Consider the following 18,184-nt stretch of genomic DNA (forward strand, 5'->3'; position numbering starts at 1 on the left):
GTTAACGACTCGGTGGACGGTGGTGTTTTTCGGTGAGCGGCGTATCCTTCCAACGGTTTATCTAGTGTGTCAGTTGAAAGGAAGAGGGCGCTCGTCATTGTTTGAATGTGAACTACCGTTTGACCATAAGACGTTGCATCTAGAGCTCGAGGATAAGAACTTCGCGGGTGTGATGGAAGGCCATCAAAACGAGTTTAAGACTACAAAATCGCAGGAAGAGCTGGTAGAGGAGTCGCTTGCCAACCCTTATGGCTCACCTTCGCTCGAGGAGCTTTGTGCTGGCAAGAAGGATATCGTCATCATTAGCTCCGACCATACGCGCCCCGTTCCCTCGCGTGTGACGATGCCTATTCTGCTGCATCACATCCACTCCGCTGCGCCTGAGGCACGCGTTCGCATTCTGGTTGCTACGGGTATGCATCGTCCGTCGACGCACGAGGAGCTCGTCAACAAGTACGGCGAGGAGATCGTTGCCAACGAGGAAATCGTTATGCACGTCGCGACTGACGACAGCATGATGAAAAAGATCGGCACCCTGCCTTCTGGCGGCGAGTGCATCATCAACAAGATTGCCGCCGATTGTGATCTGCTGCTTGCCGAGGGCTTTATTGAGCCGCACTTCTTTGCCGGTTTCTCTGGCAGCCGCAAGTCCGTGCTGCCCGGCATTGCCAGCTACAAGACCATCATGTACAACCACAACGGTCAGTTTGTGAACGATTCCCATTCGCGTGCCGGCAACCTGTGCCACAACCACGTGAACGAGGATATGTTTGCCGCTGCCGAGATGGCTCACCTTGCCTTTGTGCTTAACGTGGTGCTCAACGGCAAGCACGAGGTCATCGGCTCCTTTGCCGGCGACATCCACAAGGCGCACGAGGCCGGCTGCGAGTTCGTGAAGAGCCTTGCCGGCGTTGAGCCCGTCGAGTGCGAGATTGCCATCACCACCAACGGCGGCTACCCGCTCGACCAGAACATCTACCAGGCCGTGAAGGGCATGTGCGCTGCCGAGGCCACGCTTCCCGAGGGCGGCGTGATCATCGATGTCGCCGGTTGCGCCGACGGTCACGGTGGCGAGGGCTTCTATCACAACATCGCCGACAACGATCCGGCAGAGTTTGAGCGCGCCTGCATCGACCGTCCTAAGGACGAGACCCTGCCCGACCAGTGGACGAGTCAGATCTTTGCCCGCATCCTGGCGCATCACCCCGTGATCATGGTCACCGACCTGTGCGATCACCAGATGATCAAGGATATGCACATGACGCCGGTCAACACCCTCGAGGAGGCGCTCAAGCTCGCCTTTGAGATGAAGGGTGCCGATGCCAAGGTTGCCGTCATTCCCGATGGCCTGGGCGTTGTCGTCGCGCAGCACTAGTACGCGGCCTAAACGAATCGTTTATAACCGACAAGAAAGATAAGGTTTTATGCTTACCAAACTCCTCTGTGAATTCGGCGCAACGGCCCTCATGATCATCTTTGGCGTGGGCGTGCACTGCGATACCGTGCTCAAGGGCACTAAGTATCAGGGCTCCGGCCATATGTTTGCCATCACCACCTGGTCTTTTGGCATCTCGGTCTGCCTGTTTGTCTTTGGCGGCGCCGTGTGCATGAACCCGGCTATGGTGCTTGCCCAGTGCATCGTAGGCCTGGTGCCGTGGAGCAGCTGCATCCCCTTCATGATTGCCGATATGCTCGGCGGCTTTGTGGGCGCCGTAATCGCTTGGCTTATGTATGCCGATGAGTTCAAGGCTTCCGAGGGCGTCGTCGACCCCATTGCCCAGCGCAACATCTTCTCGACCAACCCCACCACCGAGGGCACCAACTATGCCCGCAACTTCTTCTGCGAGGCTATCTGCACCTTCGTGTTCATCAGCGCCATCCTTGCTGCCGCTAGCCGCGCCGGCGAGAACGTTCTGATGCTCGCCATCTGCGTCGGCCTGATCGTTTGGGCCGTTGGCATGGGCATGGGCGGCATCACCGGCTTCGCCATGAACCAGGCTCGTGACCTTGGTCCTCGCATGGCCTATCAGGTGCTGCCGATTAAGAACAAGGCCGACAACAACTGGAAGTACGGCCTGCTTGTTCCTGGCATCGCACCGTTTATCGGTGCCGCTCTGGCCGCACTGTTTGTGCACGGTTTCTTGGGCATGTTCTAGCCCAAGGCTACATAGGTTGTTCGCCGTCCGCATGGGGTAACTTCCCAGCGCGTCTTCGGACATGCAAAAAGGCTCGCTGCGCACTTTGTGCGGCGAGCCTTTTTGCGTCCTGCGGAGTGCGCTGGGAAGTTACCCCATGCGGACGGCTGCGGGGTCTTCGTTGCGTTCGTGCAAGCAACCCAACATATATATCTGAATTTGGATGGGAGGGGCTTGTTGCTGGTAGGGGCGTTGGGCTGTTGTTGACACTTTGGGATGGATTGTGCTTTGGGTTGGGGCGGGGCTTTGAGATGAGGGCGGAACTTTGGGATGAGGGGTTTACTTAGTTGAAGAGGGGTTTTATGGCTGAGAGGTAGTCTTTGGCTACGTTGGCTTTGTCTGCTTGAAAGTTGTGCCAGGCCCACCATTGGACGGTGGCTACGAAGCTTGAGGCTATGTGGTGTAGTAAGAAGCTGCGGTCCATGGTGCCGGCAGGACCTGCGGGGTCGACGGGGACGGTTTCGGCTGCTCGTGACATGATGGTCTTGCGTAAGCAGTCGGCAAAGACGCGTGAGCCGGCGCCGGCTACGAGGGCGCGTACGCCCTGGCGGCGCTCCCAGAGGTTGTTGAGGATATGCTCGACCTGCACGAGTGGGTCGTCGAGGGGCGTACCGTCATCGTCGAGGGCATGGGTGCAGATATCGCACACGAGCTCAGCGAGTAGGTCATCTTTGCTCTTGAAGAGGCCGTAGAACGTGGCCCGACCCACATGGGCGCGAGCGATGATGTCACCGACGGTGATCTTGCCGTAGTCCTCTTCGCGCAGCAGCTCGGAGAACGCCGTAACGATGGCGGCGCGGCTTTTTGCCTTGCGGGCATCCATGGCTAGGCGTCCGCGTGAACGAGCAGGCAGCGGAGCGTACCGGAACAACCCTCGTAGGGGCGCTTGCCGGCGCCGTAGCCGACGGCTTCGATGCGGTAGCGTGAGGGCAGTTGGTCGGACGTGCGCAGCGCGGTGACGATGGCGGCGCCCGTGGGCGTCACGATCTCGCCGGCGACCGGTGCAGGCGTGAGGGCGATATTGCCCGCCTGGCACAGGTTGACGACAGCGGGGACGGGAATGGGCATGAGACCGTGGGCGCAGCGAATGGTGCCGTGGCCCTCGGAAAGCGACTCGACCACGATGTCCTCAATACCCAGGTCGTCGAGGCAGATGGCGACCGAGCAGACGTCGACGATGGAGTCGACGGCGCCCACCTCGTGAAACAGGACGGTGTCGGGCGTTTTGCCGTGAGCCTTGGCCTCGGCAGCAGCGAGTACGGAAAAAATGGCGAGGGCGCGACGCTTGGCGCCATCGCTTAGCTGCGAGCCATCGATGATGGCGGTGATGTCCGCCAAAGAACGGTGGTGATGGTGGTGGGCGTGATGATGGCCCTCGTGGCCATGACCGTGGGCCTCATGGTCATGGTCGTGGCAGTGCTCGTGCTCGCCATGGTCATGATGGTGGTGTTCGTGTTCGTGCATATGCTCGACAGCTGCTTCGTTGCCGTAGAGCCAGGCCATATCGTGATCGTGGTTCTCGAGCTCCTCTGCAAGCTGGACATCGAAATCGCAGGCGTCGATGCCGTGCTTGTTTACGCGCGTCACGGCAATCGAAAAGCCGTCGACCGGCAGCGTGGCGAGCTGCTCGTGCAGATGCTCCTCGCTGGCGCCCAGGTCGAGCAGGGCCGCGACGGTCATATCGCCGCTGATGCCCGAGGTGCCGTCGATGATAAGCGTATGCTGATGGTTGGACATGGAATGCTCCTTAGCGGGCGCGGGGTGTGCCGGCGCTCAGATGATTGATAAGACTTGCCTGGTATGCGGCACCAAAGCCGTTGTCGATATTGACGACCGAAACGCCGCTGGCGCAGGAGTTGAGCATGGCGAGCAGTGCGGCTACGCCACCAAAGCTCGCGCCGTAGCCCACGCTGGTGGGAACGGCAATGACCGGACAGCTCACCAGGCCGCCGATAACGCTCGCCAGCGCGCCTTCCATGCCGGCGATGGCGATGACCACCTGCGCCTGGGCAAGTTCCTCGGCATGCGCGAGCAAGCGGTGCAGGCCGGCGACGCCTACGTCGTAGAGGCGGTCGACCTCGTTGCCATAGAACTCGGCCGTCAACGCGGCTTCCTCGGCGACGGGCAAGTCGCTCGTGCCGGCGCAGGCGACGACGATGCGTCCGTTACCGGTGGGGGAGGGCTTGCCGCCCACGAGGGCGAGCTGCGCGTCCGGGACATATCCCAGGTCGATGCCGTTGTTGAGGAGCTCCGAGATGCGGGCTGCTTTTTCGCTGTCCAGGCGTGTGACCAGGATGCGCTCCTGGCCGGCATCGCGCAGCGCTTCGATAATGGCGGCAATCTGCTTGGCGGTTTTACCCGCACCGTAGACAACCTCGCCGGCTCCCTGGCGCACCCCGCGCGAAAGATCGAGCTGCGCAAAGCCCAAATCGGCGGTCGGAGCCGTCTGGATGCGCGTAAGGGCGTCGGCGGGGGTGACTGATCCGCCGGCAACATCGCTCAGCAGCTGCTCTAGATCTCGCTTATCCATATATGTTCCCTTCGACGGCGCAAAGTCTAGCACTCAAAGGGTATGTTTCCGAACACTAAGACAAAATTGTTCGGAAACTATAGGACGGATTGATTCAATTGTTAGACGGATCGATTAGTCACGCAGGATGATGTCCATGGCGAGCATCAGGTTGCGCTCGTCGATGGCAAACGGGGCAGCTTCGCGCGTCTTGGGCTTGGCGCAAAACGCGATGCCCGTGCCCGCGGCCTGAATCATGGGGATGTCGTTGGCGCCGTCGCCGATCGCGACGGTATGGGCCATATCGACGCCGCACTCAACTGCCCAGTCCAGCAGCTGGATGAGCTTGGACTCCTTGGTCACAATGCCGGCAGCCAACTTACCGGTGAGCTTGCCGTCCACGACTTCCAGGCGGTTGGCCAGGCAAAAATCGATACCCGCGGCGGCTACGATCTTGTCAGCGATCTCGTGGAAGCCGCCGCTTACCACGCCGACCTTCCAGCCCTTGCTGTGTGCCGAACGCACAAGCTCCAGCGCGCCGGGGGTAAATGTCACGCGTTCAAAGGTGCGCTCGAACACGCTCTCGTCCAGGCCGGCGAGCAGCCCCACGCGCTCCTCGAGCGCTTGCTTAAAGTCCAGCTCGCCGCGCATGGCGCGTTCGGTGATCCGCGCAACTTGCTCGCCCACGCCTGCCTCCTCGCCCAACAGGTCGATGACCTCCTGGTTGATGAGCGTGGAGTCGATATCCATAACGATGAGGCGTGCAGTCATGGCGGGCCTTTCCGAGTGCAGTTGTATTGGGGCACATTGTCGCACGCGGCGCGCCTTGGCGACGGCCAGGCCGCGTCAATTGTTTCGTCTCCGTCAAGTCTTTGGGCGAGAACTACTTTTCCGCGGCACATCGACACAGGTGCGATAAGATAGAACGCCATGTCTGGCTGCGCGGTTTACGCAGGCTGGGCAAATCTGTACGACGCCGCCCGGAACGACACGGGGCGGCACAGATCCATAAAGGAGGATCACTGGTATGAGCCAGACCCGTCCCATCGACGAGCATTCCATGCACACCCGTACCTGCGGCGAGCTTCGCCGCGAGAACGTGGGCGAAGAGGTCACCCTCACCGGTTGGGTGAGCCGTCGCCGTGACCACGGCGGCCTTATTTTCTGCGACCTTCGTGACCGCGAGGGCATCACGCAGCTCACCTTCGACCCCGAGCACTCTGACGGCGACGCATTTAAGATCGCCGAGACCATGCGTCCCGAGTGGCCCATCAAGATCCACGGCGTCGTGCGCTCCCGTGGCGAGGAGACCACCAACGCCAAGCTCGCGACCGGCGAGATCGAGGTCCTGACCGACCACGCCGAGGTGCTCAACACGTCCGTCACCCCGCCGTTCCAGATTGAGGACGGCATCGAGACCAGCGAGGACACCCGTCTGCGCTATCGCTATCTGGACCTCCGTCGTCCCGAGATGATGGCCAACCTCAAGCTGCGCTCCGACTTTACCTTTGCCATTCGCGAGGCGCTGCACAACCGTGAGTTCATGGAGGTCGAGACGCCCTCCCTGTTTAAGTCCACGCCCGAGGGCGCTCGTGACTTCATCGTTCCCAGCCGTATTCAGCCGGGCAACTTCTACGCCCTGCCGCAGTCCCCGCAGCTCCTGAAGCAGCTGCTTATGGTCGGTGGCGTCGAGCGCTACTATCAGGTTGCCAAGTGCTTCCGCGACGAGGACCTGCGTGCCGACCGTCAGCCCGAGTTCACTCAGGTCGATATCGAGATGTCCTTCGTGGACCAGAACGACGTTATGAGCGCGCTCGAAGAGGTCCTGGCCGATGCCTTCGGCCGCATGGGTGTCGAGATGCCCACGCCGCTGCGTCGCATGAACTACTGGGAGGCCATGGACACCTATGGCTCCGACAAGCCCGATACCCGCTATGGCATGCATCTGGTCGACCTGACCGACATCTTTGCCAACTCCAAGTTCAAGGTCTTTGCGACTGCGGCAAACGAGGAGGGCTCTGTCGTCAAGGCCATCAACGCCAAGGGCGCCGGTGCCTGGGCACGTGCCAAGATCGATAAGCTTGCCGGCGTGGCCTCCACGTTTGGCGCCAAGGGTCTGGCGTGGATCGCTTTCCGCGAGGACGGCTCCATCAACAGCCCCATCGTCAAGTTCTTCTCGGACGAGGAGATGGCGGCTCTGCGCGAGCGCATGGATGTCGAGCCCGGCGACCTTGTGATGTTCGCCGCCGGCCCGCGCCTGCTTTCCGACGAGATCCTGGGCGGCATGCGTTCCCACATGGCCAACGCGCTTGAGATCAAGCGCGAGGGCCACGACTTCCTGTGGGTCGTCAACTTCCCGCTGTTCCACTGGGATGAGGACCGCAAGGCCTATGCAGCCGAGCACCAGCCCTTTACCCTGCCGACCGAGACCGACATCGCCAAGATCGAGGCCGACCCGTTGGCAGCCGGTTCTTGCACCTACGACTTTGTCATGGACGGCTTTGAGGCCGGCGGCGGCGGTATGCGTATCCACAACGCCGAGATGCAGATGTCCATGCTCAAGCTCCTGGGCTTCACCGAGGAGCGCGCCGAGTCTCAGTTTGGCTTCCTCATGGAGGCCCTCAAGTTTGGTGCGCCCCCGATGGGCGGTTTCGCTCTGGGCCTGGACCGCGTGTGCATGCTGCTCACCGGCTCCGACTCCATCCGCGACGTCATGGCGTTCCCCAAGACGGCCAGCGGCTCCGACCTCATGTCGGGCGCTCCGAGTGCCGTTTCCGGCGCCCAGCTCAAGGACGTCAGCCTGCGCCTGATGTAGGCAAGCGGCTACATATTGCTTGCAACGAGGGAAGGACGTGTGCTTTCCCTCGTTTTTTATACGCCGAGGTTGCGAGGGCATAGGGTGACCGGACGTCGCGGAAACTGCGACCCAGAATCCAGCCAAATAACGGGTCGCACTTTCCGGTTGAGCTTCTGGCGGAAAGTACATCCCAGAATCGGCGTTCGGAATGGGCCGGGCTTTCCGCTAAAGCAGCCTAGCGGAAAGCCCGGCCCAGTTTCCTACAGTGAGTCTCTCTGAACGAGCTGCATGTGCATGACGGTGGTGGTGGGTACGGCGCCATTGATCATATCGAGCGCAATGCCTGCGGCCATGTGGCCTTCCTCGCGAAGCGGCTGACGAATGGTCGTCAACGCGGGGACGCTGCGAGCTGCGACCTCGTGGTCATCGAAGCCCACGACCGAAACGTCTTTGGGTACGCTAATTCCTGCTTCGTTGAATGCGGCGATAACGCCGGTTGCGATACGGTCCGATCCGCATAGCACGCCGTCGGCACGTATTTCGCGCGCGAGCAACCGCCGCGTGGCTTGGTAGCCGTCTCCGCTGCTCCATCCGGTATAGATGACATTTTCATCCGGAAGGCTTTCGCCCAAAATTGCACGGTAGCCGCGAAGGCGGTCGATGACGGCGGGGTTATCCTGCGGCCCCAGCACGGCAACGATGTCCTTGCGTCCGCGATCTTTCATAGCGAGCGCCGCAAAGCGTCCGCCCTCTTCGTCGTCGGAGTAGACCGTCGAGAACACGTCGCGATAGGGATGGCCCTCGAGCTGGCCGCATAACACAGTGGGTACGCCCAGCTCGCGCAGCACCTCGAGCAGCTCACTGCCCTTGTAGGGCGAGACGTCGATGACGGCGTCAAACGAGCGGCGCTCAAAATGCTCGCGTGCGCGGTTGCGCTCATGCGAGGAAGATGCCTGCAAGATCACGGGCAAGTAAGACGACTCCGAAAGTTCCTCGGTAATGCCGCTTAAAAACTCACTGTAGGTGGGATCGCTAAACAGCTCGCTCAAAGGCTCGGTAACCAGCACGGCGATAATTTCCGTGCGTCCGACGGCGAGCGCCCGGCCGCGTGCGTTGGGAACGAAGTTAACCTTTTTCGCCGCTGCGCGGACACGCTTTTTAGTTTCCTCGCTAATGCGGGGGGAGTCGTTGAGGGCGCGCGATGCCGTGGAGCGCGAAACACCGGCAGCTTCAGCAACCTCGGCAAGCGTGGGTGCGGTGCGTGCTGGTTGGGTCATGGCGTCTCCTGTGCAATTGGGTCGGTGGGCTATCGATAAAGGCTAATGCGGATACAGATTACTATAGCGCGCGTGAACGGCGTCCATGGTATCCGGTGACCGGTGTCGTTTTGCAATCAAACTGCGACTGAGCACGGCATGTATGGGCGAGACATAGGCAGGCGCGACAGTTGCCTGTGAGTTCAAGAACGATGCCCCGTGCTGTGCACCTAAGCTTAGGGTGACATAAGTAGCATGGTTGTACAACCGGTTGCACCGTTAATCCGACAAAATCGACCGTTCGGCGGACAACCGGTTGCACAGATTTTTGTACCGCCCGTAAGATAAGGACAACCGGTTGCACAAAGAAGCACTACGATGACGAAGGAGCATCACCATGGACGCCATTAACGATTGGGAAAACCAAGCGCTCACCCACAGGAACCGCCTGGCACCCCATGCGTACTTTATGGGTTATGAGGCCGCCGATCTCGCCGCTACGTACAGCCGCGAGCTGTCGCGCGGATTTGTCCAGCTGTCCGGCTCGTGGCAGTTCCGCCTTTTTGAGGGCCCCGCGGCCGTCTCCAACGAAGCACTTTGCACGTACAAGCCCGAGTGGGATCACGTGGAGGTTCCGCACCTGTGGCAGGTAGACGGCTATGGCAACCTTGCCTACACCGACGAGGGTTTTCCGTTCCCGGTGGATCAGCCGTTCGTTCCCTCCGACGACCCTACGGGCGTCTACCAGCGCATCGTCAAACTTCCCGCCGTGCCTGCCGGCGCTCGCGAGATTATTCGCTTCGACGGTATCGAGAGCTACGGCGAGCTGTATGTCAACGGCAAGTTTATCGGCATGACCAAGGGTTCGCGCCTGTCCGCCGAGTTTGACGTGACCGACGCGCTCGTCGAGGGCGACAACCTGTTTGCGGTCAAGGTTCTGCAGTACAGCGATGGTAGCTACATCGAGGACCAGGACATGTGGTGGGCATCGGGCATCTTCCGCGATGTGTACCTCATGCAGCGTCCCGCCGCGCATCTGGTCGACTTTAGGTTCCGCACGCACCGCGAGGGCGATGCCGCTCTGATCACGCTCGATACGGTTGCCGAGGGCGCAAGTCGCGTCGTGTATACGCTCAGCGATGGCCAGAATGTGGTCGCTACGGGCGAGTGCGTCGACGGCCATGCCGAGTGCAGCGTTGCCGATGCCCACTTCTGGAACCCCGAGGACCCCTTCCTCTATGACCTTACGCTTGAGGTCTACGACGGCGACGAGGTCAGCGAGTACGTTCCGCATCGCCAAGGCCTTGCCGAGGTGACGGTCGAGGGCAATCATATCTACCTCAACGGCACCTACTTTAAGATGCATGGCGTCAACCGCCACGACCACGACGATCACAAGGGCCGCGCCGTGGGTCTCGAGCGCATGCGCCGCGACCTGGAGCTCATGAAGCAGCACAACATCAACGCGGTGCGCACGTCCCACTACGCCAACGATCCGCGCTTCTACGAGCTGTGCGACGAGTACGGCATCATGCTGGTCGCCGAGACCGATATGGAGAGCCACGGCTTCGAGAATATCGGCAATATCGCCCTGGTCACCGACGACCCTGCCTGGGAGCCGGCTTACGTTGACCGTGTTGAGCGCCTGGTGATGCAGGAACGCAACCACGCGTGCATCATCATGTGGTCGATGGGCAACGAGAGCGGCTATGGCTGCAACATCCGCGCGATGTACGCCAAAGCTCACGAGCTCGACGGTCGTCCGGTCCACTACGAGGAGGATCGCAACGCCGATACCGTCGACGTCATTTCCACCATGTACTCCCGCGTGTCGCAGATGAACGACTTTGGCGAGCATCCGTTCCCCAAGCCGCGCATCAACTGCGAGTACGGCCACTCCATGGGTAATGGTCCCGGAGGCCTGTCCGAGTACCAGGAGGTCTTCGATCGCTGGGATTGCATCCAAGGCCAGTTTATTTGGGAATGGTGCGACCACGGTTTGGCTGCTGTGACCGAGGACGGCGTTGCCTACGACATGTATGGCGGCGACAACGGCGATTACCCCAACAACAGCAACTTCTGCATCGACGGCATGGTGTTCCCCTGGCAGCAGCCGAGCCCGGGCCTTACCGAGTACGGCCAGGTCATCTGCCCGGTTCGCATGGCCTACGATGCCGAGGCGGGCGAGCTGACCGTCACCAACAAGCGTTGGTTTACCACCCTCGAGGATGTCTGCCTGTCGGCGGAGACCCTGGTGGACGGCGACGTGGTCTGCCGCAAGACGCTCATGCCCGGTGCGGTTGCCCCCGGCGAGTCCGTCCAGCTTCCGCTGGTGATTCGCGAGGCCGCAGTGGGCGAGACCCTGCTGACCGTGCACGCCTACACCATGGCGGCTCACGCCTGGTGCGAGCCGATGTTCCAACTGGGTGCAAGCCAGTTTGCCATCGCAAACCATCCGGCGCCGGCAATTGCCGCCCCCACTCGTCCTGAGCTTACGGTCGAGGAGACCGAGCAGGAGATTCGTATTCGCTCCCTCAACGGCGAGCTGACCTTCAGCAAGGTCAACGGTACCGTGAGCGAGTGGAAGGCATCCGGTCGCGACGTCATGACCTCCGGTCCCCAGGTTGGTTTTTGGCATCCGCTCGTCGATAACCACGCCCAGGAGTACGACTCCCTGTGGAAGGATAACTTCATCGATGTGATGCAGACGTCTACCCGCAATGTTTCTTGGAAGCAGGACGACAATGCGGTTGTCGTTACCGTGAGCCAGCGTATCGCTCCTCCCGTCCGCGCGTTCGGCATGCGCGTCGAGCTCGTCTATACCGTGCTTCCGAGTGGCCGCGTCGACCTCAAGGTTTCCGGCGAGCCCTACGGCGACTATTCGGACATTATCCCGCGCATCGGCATCTCCTTCGAGGTCCCCGGTTGTGATCGTGCCGTCGAGTGGTATGGCCACGGCCCGGGCGAGAACTATCCGGACTCGCTGCGCGCCAACCCGGTCGGTCATTACCGCACTACGGTCGACGACATGTTCACGCCCTACGTTATGCCCCAGGACTGCGCCAACCGCGAGGGTACCCGCTGGGTCGCCCTGCGCTCCAGCCACGGTGACGGTCTGGTCGTGACGCGTCCGAGCGACGCCGCTTCCAATCCGTTCTCGTTCTCCGCATGGCCCTATAGCTGCGAGGCTATCGATAATGCCAAGCATGTCTACGATCTTGTCCCGGGCGACACGGTTACGGTCAACATCAACGACCAGCTGCTCGGCCTTGGCTCGAACTCTTGGGGTTCCGAGGTGCTCGATTCCTATCGCACCCGTTTTGAGAGCTTCAGCTTTGAGGTGTCCCTGCGACCGCTGACGTCTGCCGATCTGGCTCAGGCGCTGGCACCCATTAAGGAGGCATAAGTCATGCATATCTTTAACTCGCGTGCCGATTTCGACGCCCAGATGAAGTCCGTCAAGAAGTGGATGCGTACCGGTCAGGCACTCGACGGCGTTTCTGAACTGCAGCACGATGTGGCGTACTCTATCGGCGACTCGCTGGTGTATTGGTGGGTGAACGCCCACGAGGCGGCTACTGCCGATCTGGTCGGTCACCGTCGCTACCATGCCGTGCTCGCCCCGCTCGACGGCAATCTGACCGTTGAGGTGGCTTCCAAGGCCGATCTTACCTGTACGCGCGCCTACAGCGATATCGATGATCGCGAGCGCTTTGAGGGTACGGGGGAGACCGTGACGATTCCCACCGGCGGCGTTGCCGTCGTCGAAATTGACGAGGCCTACCGTGTCGTGGCCGATGCCGCGGATCCCCGCGTCGTGGTGCTGCACGTGACAGTCGAAGGTTATTCCTTCCCCAACAAGTAGTATTCGTCCGCCTGGACGTTTGCTTCGCGCCGTTAAGGGGGATGGCTTTGTTGACTCCCTTTTCCCCATTCCCCTTAGCAGGTGCGCCGTCCGTGTTTGCACTTGCAGCTCGGACGGTTTTAGATGACATTTAACAGATGATTGGGAGGGCTTATGAGCTCTGAAAAACGAGGAACGATTGGTTCGTTCGCTCTGCTGGGCATGACGGTCGCCGCCGTGTTCGGTATCAAGAACATCATCAACAACAACGCGGCCATCGGCTTGGCAGCTGCGCCGTCGTTCTTCTTCGCCACGCTTTTGTACTTTGTCCCCTATACCCTGGTTACCGCCGAGTTCGTCGGCCTCAACAAGGACTCCGAGTCTGGCGTGTACGCATGGGTTAAGACCTCGATGGGTGGTCGCTGGGCGTTCCTGACGGCATTTAGCTACTGGTTCGTTAACCTGTTCTTCTTTGCGTCCGTCCTGCCCAACGTCATCATCTACGCGAGCTACGTGTTCTTTGGTGCCAACGCCGAGCTTTCGCAGCTGTGGATCACCATTATCGAGATCGTCGTCTTTGCTATCGCCACGTGGGTTTCGACCAAGGGCGCTAAGTGGATCGGCTCCATTTCCTCCTTCGGTTCGACCGCGGCTCTCGGCCTGACCGCCGTGTTCATCCTGCTGTCCCTGGCTGCTGCCTTTGGCGGCGTTGAGTTCGCTACGGCTCCTACTCCCGCTAACATGGCTCCCGACATGAGCAACTTCGCAACTGCGTGGGGCTTCTTCGGTACGCTTGCCTGGATCATCCAGGGCGTTGGCGGCGCTGAGTCTGTCGGCGTGTTCCTTAACGACCTTAAGGGTGGCGTCAAGGCCTTCGTGCGCACCGTCGTTATCGCCGGCCTGACCATCGGCCTTCTGTATGCAGGCGCTTCGCTGCTGGTTAACCTGTTCATCCCCGAGGGCGGCGTTGCCATCTCCACCGGTATCTTCGACGTATTCGGCGCTGTCTTTGCCCACTTTGGCATTCCCATGGAAGTGTCTACGCGCGCCATCGGCTTGATCCTTCTCGCCGCCACGCTGGGCTCCCTCATGATGTGGACCTCTGCTCCCATCAAGGTTTTCTTCACCGAGATCCCCAAGGGCGTCTTTGGTAGCAAGATCGTCGAGCTCAACGAGCATGGCATTCCTGCCCGCGCTGCTTGGCTGCAGTTCGCCATCGTCGTCCCCATCCTGATCATTCCGGCCCTGGGCTCCGGTAACCTCGACGACCTGCTCATGATCGTTACCAACATGACTGCTGCCACCGCTCTGCTCCCACCGCTGCTGATTTTGCTTGCCTACTTTATGCTGCGCAAGAACTTTGACGCCGCTCCCCGTGGCTTCCGCATGGGTTCGCGCCGCTTTGGCCTGGTCGTTGCCGCATTCCTGCTTGTGGTCTTCTGCTTCGTGCTTATCTGCGGCACCATTCCGCTCGATCAGCCGCTGTGGCTGACGCTGGTCTACAACGTTGGCGGCGTGGTTGTCTTCTTGGGCCTTGCCGTGATGTGGTACAACCGCTACATCAACCGCCTGCGCGAGACCGATCCCGAGGCCGCCGAGAACGAGCTTCGCCCTTCCGTCCTCGATATGATGGAGTAGCGGCTAGGATTAATCTACGGCTGTGGAATAAATCGATTCCCTTTCCTAAGGAGGGGCCTTACGAGGCCCCTCCTTTTGTGTTTTGGGGCATGGTTTTGGCCCCCGTGGTCAAAAAATGCCAAATATGAGTACTGTTGCAAAAGAAGTGCCATATTTTTCGGCCTGCTCTGAGCGAAAATGGGCTCAAAATCGATTTATCTAACTCCCTTTAAAGGGCGTTTGACGGCTTTCAACCTCTTCGAATCGCTCAAGCTAGGCAATTTGCTCTCGATTTTGCTGCTACTAAATTTGTGACAGTACTCATATTTGCCACTTTTTGACCACGGGGTATCCGGAGGGGCCCTCGATAAGCATCTAACGCTACAATAACTACCACGTGGCTGGGTTTGCCGGCCGAATGTGTGATGTCGTGGGAGGGGACATGGTCGAGTTTACAAAGACGATTAAAGATCCGTTGGGACTACACGCCCGCCCGGTTGCGCTGCTCTATGACATCATTGCCAAGCACCGTAGCGACGTGTCGGTCAGCATCGGCGACCGCCATACCGACGGTCGCGATGTCATGGGCCTCATGGCTCTCTACGGCGAGTGCGGCGAGGACATCATCTTTCGCGTTTCGGGCGTAGACGAGGCTTCCTGCGTTACGTCGATCAGAAACCTCTCGCTCTAAGCATGACAGGGCGCGGCAAAGGACAGCTCTTTGCCGCGCCTTTTTGTTTCATATAGGAAACTTTTTCGAAATCTGAATAGGGACCCTTTCCAAAAAGTTAACCACGTGCTAGTTTACTAAAGCGAACATAGACGTGGTTAACTTTTATCGCGTCGATGTTGAGGACGAACTGACGTTAGGAGCCACTCATGTCTTGCGGACCGCAGATGCCGGCCATGCCGCTTTCGATGGTAAAAGCGGGCGAAACCGTGCGCGTGTCTCGTGTAAAGGGCAATGAGGACATGAAGCACCACCTCAAGGACCTCGGCTTTGTCGAGGGCAACGAAATCCACGTGGTGAGCTCGAGTGGCGCCAATATCATCGTCACGGTGCTGGGCGCACGCTTTGGCATCGATTCCAAGGTTGCCATGCACATCATGACCGTCGGTTAGTCCGCAGCATTTCATAAAAACTGAAAGGGGGACAAGAGGATGAAGACGTTGGGTGACGTTAAGGTGGGCGAGAGCTCTACCATCGTCAAGCTTCACGGTGAGGGTGCGCTTCGCCGTCACCTTATGGACCTGGGGCTCATCAAGGGCACTTCGTTCAAGGTCGTGAAGGTTGCACCGCTCGGTGATCCGGTCGAGATCAACGTGCGCGGCTACGAGCTTTCCATCCGCAAGGAGGAGGCTGCCGTCGTCGAGGTCCAGTAAGGGCTCGCGGCGCATATATCTGCAGATAAAGTTAGGTTTTTCTAACTTAATGCAGCATCTTTGAAGCACATTATCCAGCCTGCGCGGAGAAAGCAGCGCAGGCACACAAGGAAGAAGGATTGAATGGCGGATTCTCAGATCCATGTCGCGCTGGCGGGTAACCCCAACTGCGGCAAGACCACGCTTTTCAACCTGATCACCGGCGCCAACGGCTACGTTGGCAACTGGCCCGGCGTCACGGTTGAGAAAAAGGAGGCCAAGCTCCTAAGCGACAAGAACGTTACCATCACGGACCTCCCTGGCATCTACTCGCTTTCCCCCTACAGCCCTGAGGAGCAGTGCTCGCGCGATTACCTCATGAGCGGCGAGCCCGATGTCGTCGTCCAGGTGGTCGACGCCACCAACCTCGAGCGTAACCTGTACCTGGCGCTTCAGGTTATCGAGACCGGCCTGCCCGTGGTCGTTGCCCTCAACATGGCCGACCTGGTCGAGAAGAACGGCGATAAGATCGACACGGACAAGCTCTCCAAGAAGCTCGGTTGTCCGGTCATGATGATCTCGGCCCTTAAGAACAAGGGCATCAAGGAGCTGTTCGAGCAGGTCAAGAAGTCCGCTGCTTCCAAGGGCCAGGTGCCGGAGCACAAGTTCGATTCCTCCATCGAGGACGTTCTGGACCACATCGAGAACAATCTGCCGGCGAGCGTTCCCGCCAACAAGCGCCGCTACTACGCTGTCAAGCTGTTCGAGCGCGATGCGGACGCCTGCAAGCTCATCAACCTCACCAAGGAGAAGGCCGCTCGCGTCGAAGGTCTGGTCGCTCAGTGCGAGCAGGACTGCGACGATGACGCCGAGTCCATCATCACCGGCGAGCGTTACGGCGTGATTGCCCACATCATTGACGAGTGCCTCACCAAGGCTCCGGCAAAGATGAGCACCTCCGAGAAGATCGACCGCGTGGTTACCAACCGTATCCTGGGCCTGCCGATCTTTGTGGTCATCATGTTCTGCGTGTACTACATCGCCGTTTCTACCTTGGGCGGCACGGTGACCGACTTCACCAACGACCAGCTCTTCGGTACCGACGGTTGGTACGTGCTCGGTCAGGGCCGCGACGCCTACGACGCGGCCGTCGAGGCTGCGGGCGACAATGCCGACTCGGTCGACCCGGCACAGTACGGCCCCTATGTTCCTGGTATTACCACCATGGTCCACGACGCCCTTGTGGCGGGCGGCACCGAGGACGGTGGCCTGGTCGATTCGCTGGTCTGCGACGGCATCGTCGGCGGCCTGGGCGCCATCTTCGGCTTTGTCCCGCAGATGTTCCTGCTGTTCGTCATGCTGTCCTTCCTGGAGGACTGCGGCTATATGGCCCGCGTCGCCTTCATCATGGACCGCGTGTTCCGTCGCTTTGGCCTGTCCGGTAAGTCGTTCATCCCCATGCTCGTATCCTCGGGCTGCGGCGTCCCCGGCGTCATGGCCACCAAGACCATCGAGAACGAGAAGGACCGCCGCATGACGGTCATGACCACCACGTTTATTCCCTGTGGCGCTAAGCTGCCGATCATCGCCCTGCTCATGGGTTCCATCATCGGCGATTCTTCCACCACCGCCGCGTGGATCAGCCCGCTCTTCTACTTCCTGGGCGTCTTTGCCGTCATCGCTTCGGGCCTCATGCTCAAGAAGACCAAGCTCTTCGCCGGCCGCCCGACGCCGTTCGTTATGGAGCTTCCCGCCTACCACTTCCCGGCGATCCGCTCTTGGGCGCTGCACGTGTGGGAGCGCTGCTGGGCCTTTATCAAGAAGGCCGGCACGGTCATCTTCGCGTCCACCGTCGTTGTTTGGTTCCTGTCCAACTTTGGTAGCTACAACGGCACGTTTGGCTTCCTGCCTGCTATGGAGGGCATCCCCGAGGAGTTCATGGACTACTCCGTGCTTGCCATGCTGGGCAACCTGGTCGCCTGGATCTTCGCCCCGCTCGGCTTTAGCACCTGGCAGGCAACTGCGCTGACCGTCTCGGGCCTTGTCGCTAAGGAGAACGTCGTCGCCACCGCCGGTTCGCTGCTGTCCGTCGCCGACGCCGGCGAGACCGACCCGAGCCTGTGGACCGCGTTCGCCGGCATGTTCCCGACTATGGGCGCTTGCGTTGCCTTTGGTGCGTTCAACCTGCTGTGCGCTCCGTGCTTTGCCGCCATGGGCACTATCCGCAACCAGATGGATTCCGGCAAGTGGACCGCCATCGCGATCGGTTACGAGTGCGCCTTTGCTTGGGTCATTGGTCTGTTCATCAACCAGTTCTACAACCTGTTCGTTCTTGGACAGTTTGGTATCTGGACGGTTGTGGCCATCGTGCTGCTGGTTGCGATGCTCTTCCAGATCTTCCGTCCCATGCCTAAACATGCTTGGACCGACGAGGACGAGACCAACACTGCTTCCGCCGCAGTTTCCGCTTAAGTCCGAATAAGGATTAGCCCCTTTCCATGAGCCCGGGTGTCCCAGCGACACTCGGGCTTTTTGGTGCAATGGGGGACAGATTGCTTTGCTCCAGAAGTAAGATGTGGCGTTTCCGCAGATAAAACCGACCAA

At 60.0% G+C, this 18,184-nt stretch carries 15 protein-coding genes; 10 read left to right on the forward strand and 5 right to left on the reverse strand.

The genetic code is table 11. The annotated features are described in order from the left end of the window. Window positions 1-97: 97 nt before the first annotated feature. Window positions 98-1,375, forward strand: a complete 1,278-nt coding sequence (larA, locus tag DW195_RS00050; protein ID WP_118205180.1) for a nickel-dependent lactate racemase — start codon at window positions 98-100, stop codon at window positions 1,373-1,375. A gap of 49 nt (window positions 1,376-1,424) precedes the next feature. Continuing rightward, window positions 1,425-2,156: a D/L-lactic acid transporter LarD gene (larD, locus tag DW195_RS00055; RefSeq protein ID WP_117640038.1), complete on the forward strand. Its 732-nt coding sequence runs from the start codon at window positions 1,425-1,427 to the stop codon at window positions 2,154-2,156. Window positions 2,157-2,478: 322 nt separating this feature from the next. Here the strand turns inward: larD and DW195_RS00060 are convergent, their stop codons facing one another. The 4 genes from DW195_RS00060 to serB all read right to left on the reverse strand — a co-directional run bounded on the left by DW195_RS00060 (window position 2,479) and on the right by serB (window position 5,475). After that, window positions 2,479-3,018 (reverse strand): TetR/AcrR family transcriptional regulator, encoded by a 540-nt coding sequence (locus tag DW195_RS00060; protein ID WP_117640040.1) that lies wholly within the window; start codon window positions 3,016-3,018, stop codon window positions 2,479-2,481. A gap of 2 nt (window positions 3,019-3,020) precedes the next feature. After that, window positions 3,021-3,932 (reverse strand): LarC family nickel insertion protein, encoded by a 912-nt coding sequence (locus DW195_RS00065; protein WP_117640042.1) that lies wholly within the window; start codon window positions 3,930-3,932, stop codon window positions 3,021-3,023. Between the two features lie 10 nt (window positions 3,933-3,942). Further along, window positions 3,943-4,725 (reverse strand): nickel pincer cofactor biosynthesis protein LarB, encoded by a 783-nt coding sequence (larB, locus tag DW195_RS00070; protein WP_118205182.1) that lies wholly within the window; start codon window positions 4,723-4,725, stop codon window positions 3,943-3,945. Between the two features lie 114 nt (window positions 4,726-4,839). Then, the gene (gene serB / locus DW195_RS00075; protein ID WP_117640046.1) at window positions 4,840-5,475 is read right to left on the reverse strand and encodes a phosphoserine phosphatase SerB; all 636 of its coding nucleotides are present in this window, start codon (window positions 5,473-5,475) and stop codon (window positions 4,840-4,842) included. Between the two features lie 256 nt (window positions 5,476-5,731). Here serB and aspS point away from each other — a divergent pair, with 256 nt between their 5' ends. After that, on the forward strand, window positions 5,732-7,519 hold the full coding sequence (gene aspS / locus DW195_RS00080) for an aspartate--tRNA ligase (RefSeq protein WP_117640048.1): 1,788 nt from the start codon (window positions 5,732-5,734) through the stop codon (window positions 7,517-7,519). A gap of 242 nt (window positions 7,520-7,761) precedes the next feature. Here the strand turns inward: aspS and DW195_RS00085 are convergent, their stop codons facing one another. Then, window positions 7,762-8,778 carry a LacI family DNA-binding transcriptional regulator gene (locus DW195_RS00085; RefSeq protein WP_117640050.1) on the reverse strand — a complete coding sequence of 339 codons (1,017 nt, stop codon included), beginning with the start codon at window positions 8,776-8,778 and terminating at the stop codon, window positions 7,762-7,764. Between the two features lie 376 nt (window positions 8,779-9,154). On the opposite strand from DW195_RS00085, the gene DW195_RS00090 reads away from it, so the two are divergent. The 7 genes from DW195_RS00090 (at window position 9,155) to DW195_RS00120 (ending at window position 18,052) form a co-directional block, all read left to right on the forward strand. Further along, the gene (locus DW195_RS00090) at window positions 9,155-12,163 is read left to right on the forward strand and encodes a glycoside hydrolase family 2 TIM barrel-domain containing protein (protein ID WP_117583377.1); all 3,009 of its coding nucleotides are present in this window, start codon (window positions 9,155-9,157) and stop codon (window positions 12,161-12,163) included. Between the two features lie 3 nt (window positions 12,164-12,166). Then, on the forward strand, window positions 12,167-12,622 hold the full coding sequence (locus DW195_RS00095; protein ID WP_117563669.1) for a hypothetical protein: 456 nt from the start codon (window positions 12,167-12,169) through the stop codon (window positions 12,620-12,622). 153 nt (window positions 12,623-12,775) lie between these two features. Then, window positions 12,776-14,239 (forward strand): amino acid permease, encoded by a 1,464-nt coding sequence (locus tag DW195_RS00100; protein ID WP_117583376.1) that lies wholly within the window; start codon window positions 12,776-12,778, stop codon window positions 14,237-14,239. Window positions 14,240-14,660: 421 nt separating this feature from the next. Beyond that, window positions 14,661-14,909 (forward strand): HPr family phosphocarrier protein, encoded by a 249-nt coding sequence (locus DW195_RS00105; protein WP_022094361.1) that lies wholly within the window; start codon window positions 14,661-14,663, stop codon window positions 14,907-14,909. Between the two features lie 188 nt (window positions 14,910-15,097). Then, a complete protein-coding gene (locus DW195_RS00110) occupies window positions 15,098-15,340 on the forward strand; it encodes a FeoA family protein (protein WP_022094360.1) in 243 nt (80 codons plus the stop codon). Window positions 15,341-15,379: 39 nt separating this feature from the next. Then, complete coding sequence (locus DW195_RS00115) at window positions 15,380-15,601, forward strand: FeoA family protein (RefSeq protein WP_006234774.1); 222 nt, start codon at window positions 15,380-15,382, stop codon at window positions 15,599-15,601. A gap of 123 nt (window positions 15,602-15,724) precedes the next feature. Next, window positions 15,725-18,052 carry a ferrous iron transporter B gene (locus tag DW195_RS00120; protein WP_117628963.1) on the forward strand — a complete coding sequence of 776 codons (2,328 nt, stop codon included), beginning with the start codon at window positions 15,725-15,727 and terminating at the stop codon, window positions 18,050-18,052. Window positions 18,053-18,184 lie beyond the last annotated feature (132 nt).

Source organism: Collinsella sp. AM17-1 (assembly GCF_003470665.1).
Lineage (GTDB): Bacteria > Actinomycetota > Coriobacteriia > Coriobacteriales > Coriobacteriaceae > Collinsella.

What these genes read in the sequence shown, in the direction of transcription:
- larD (WP_117640038.1), top strand. Translation starts at nt 1,425, where the DNA reads ATGCTTACCAAACTCCTCTGTGAATTCGGCGCAACGGCCCTCATGATC.
- DW195_RS00060 (WP_117640040.1), bottom strand. Translation starts at nt 3,018, where the DNA reads ATGGATGCCCGCAAGGCAAAAAGCCGCGCCGCCATCGTTACGGCGTTC.
- DW195_RS00065 (WP_117640042.1), bottom strand. Translation starts at nt 3,932, where the DNA reads ATGTCCAACCATCAGCATACGCTTATCATCGACGGCACCTCGGGCATC.
- larB (WP_118205182.1), bottom strand. Translation starts at nt 4,725, where the DNA reads ATGGATAAGCGAGATCTAGAGCAGCTGCTGAGCGATGTTGCCGGCGGA.
- serB (WP_117640046.1), bottom strand. Translation starts at nt 5,475, where the DNA reads ATGACTGCACGCCTCATCGTTATGGATATCGACTCCACGCTCATCAAC.
- aspS (WP_117640048.1), top strand. Translation starts at nt 5,732, where the DNA reads ATGAGCCAGACCCGTCCCATCGACGAGCATTCCATGCACACCCGTACC.
- DW195_RS00085 (WP_117640050.1), bottom strand. Translation starts at nt 8,778, where the DNA reads ATGACCCAACCAGCACGCACCGCACCCACGCTTGCCGAGGTTGCTGAA.
- DW195_RS00090 (WP_117583377.1), top strand. Translation starts at nt 9,155, where the DNA reads ATGGACGCCATTAACGATTGGGAAAACCAAGCGCTCACCCACAGGAAC.
- DW195_RS00095 (WP_117563669.1), top strand. Translation starts at nt 12,167, where the DNA reads ATGCATATCTTTAACTCGCGTGCCGATTTCGACGCCCAGATGAAGTCC.
- DW195_RS00100 (WP_117583376.1), top strand. Translation starts at nt 12,776, where the DNA reads ATGAGCTCTGAAAAACGAGGAACGATTGGTTCGTTCGCTCTGCTGGGC.
- DW195_RS00105 (WP_022094361.1), top strand. Translation starts at nt 14,661, where the DNA reads ATGGTCGAGTTTACAAAGACGATTAAAGATCCGTTGGGACTACACGCC.
- DW195_RS00110 (WP_022094360.1), top strand. Translation starts at nt 15,098, where the DNA reads ATGTCTTGCGGACCGCAGATGCCGGCCATGCCGCTTTCGATGGTAAAA.
- DW195_RS00115 (WP_006234774.1), top strand. Translation starts at nt 15,380, where the DNA reads ATGAAGACGTTGGGTGACGTTAAGGTGGGCGAGAGCTCTACCATCGTC.
- DW195_RS00120 (WP_117628963.1), top strand. Translation starts at nt 15,725, where the DNA reads ATGGCGGATTCTCAGATCCATGTCGCGCTGGCGGGTAACCCCAACTGC.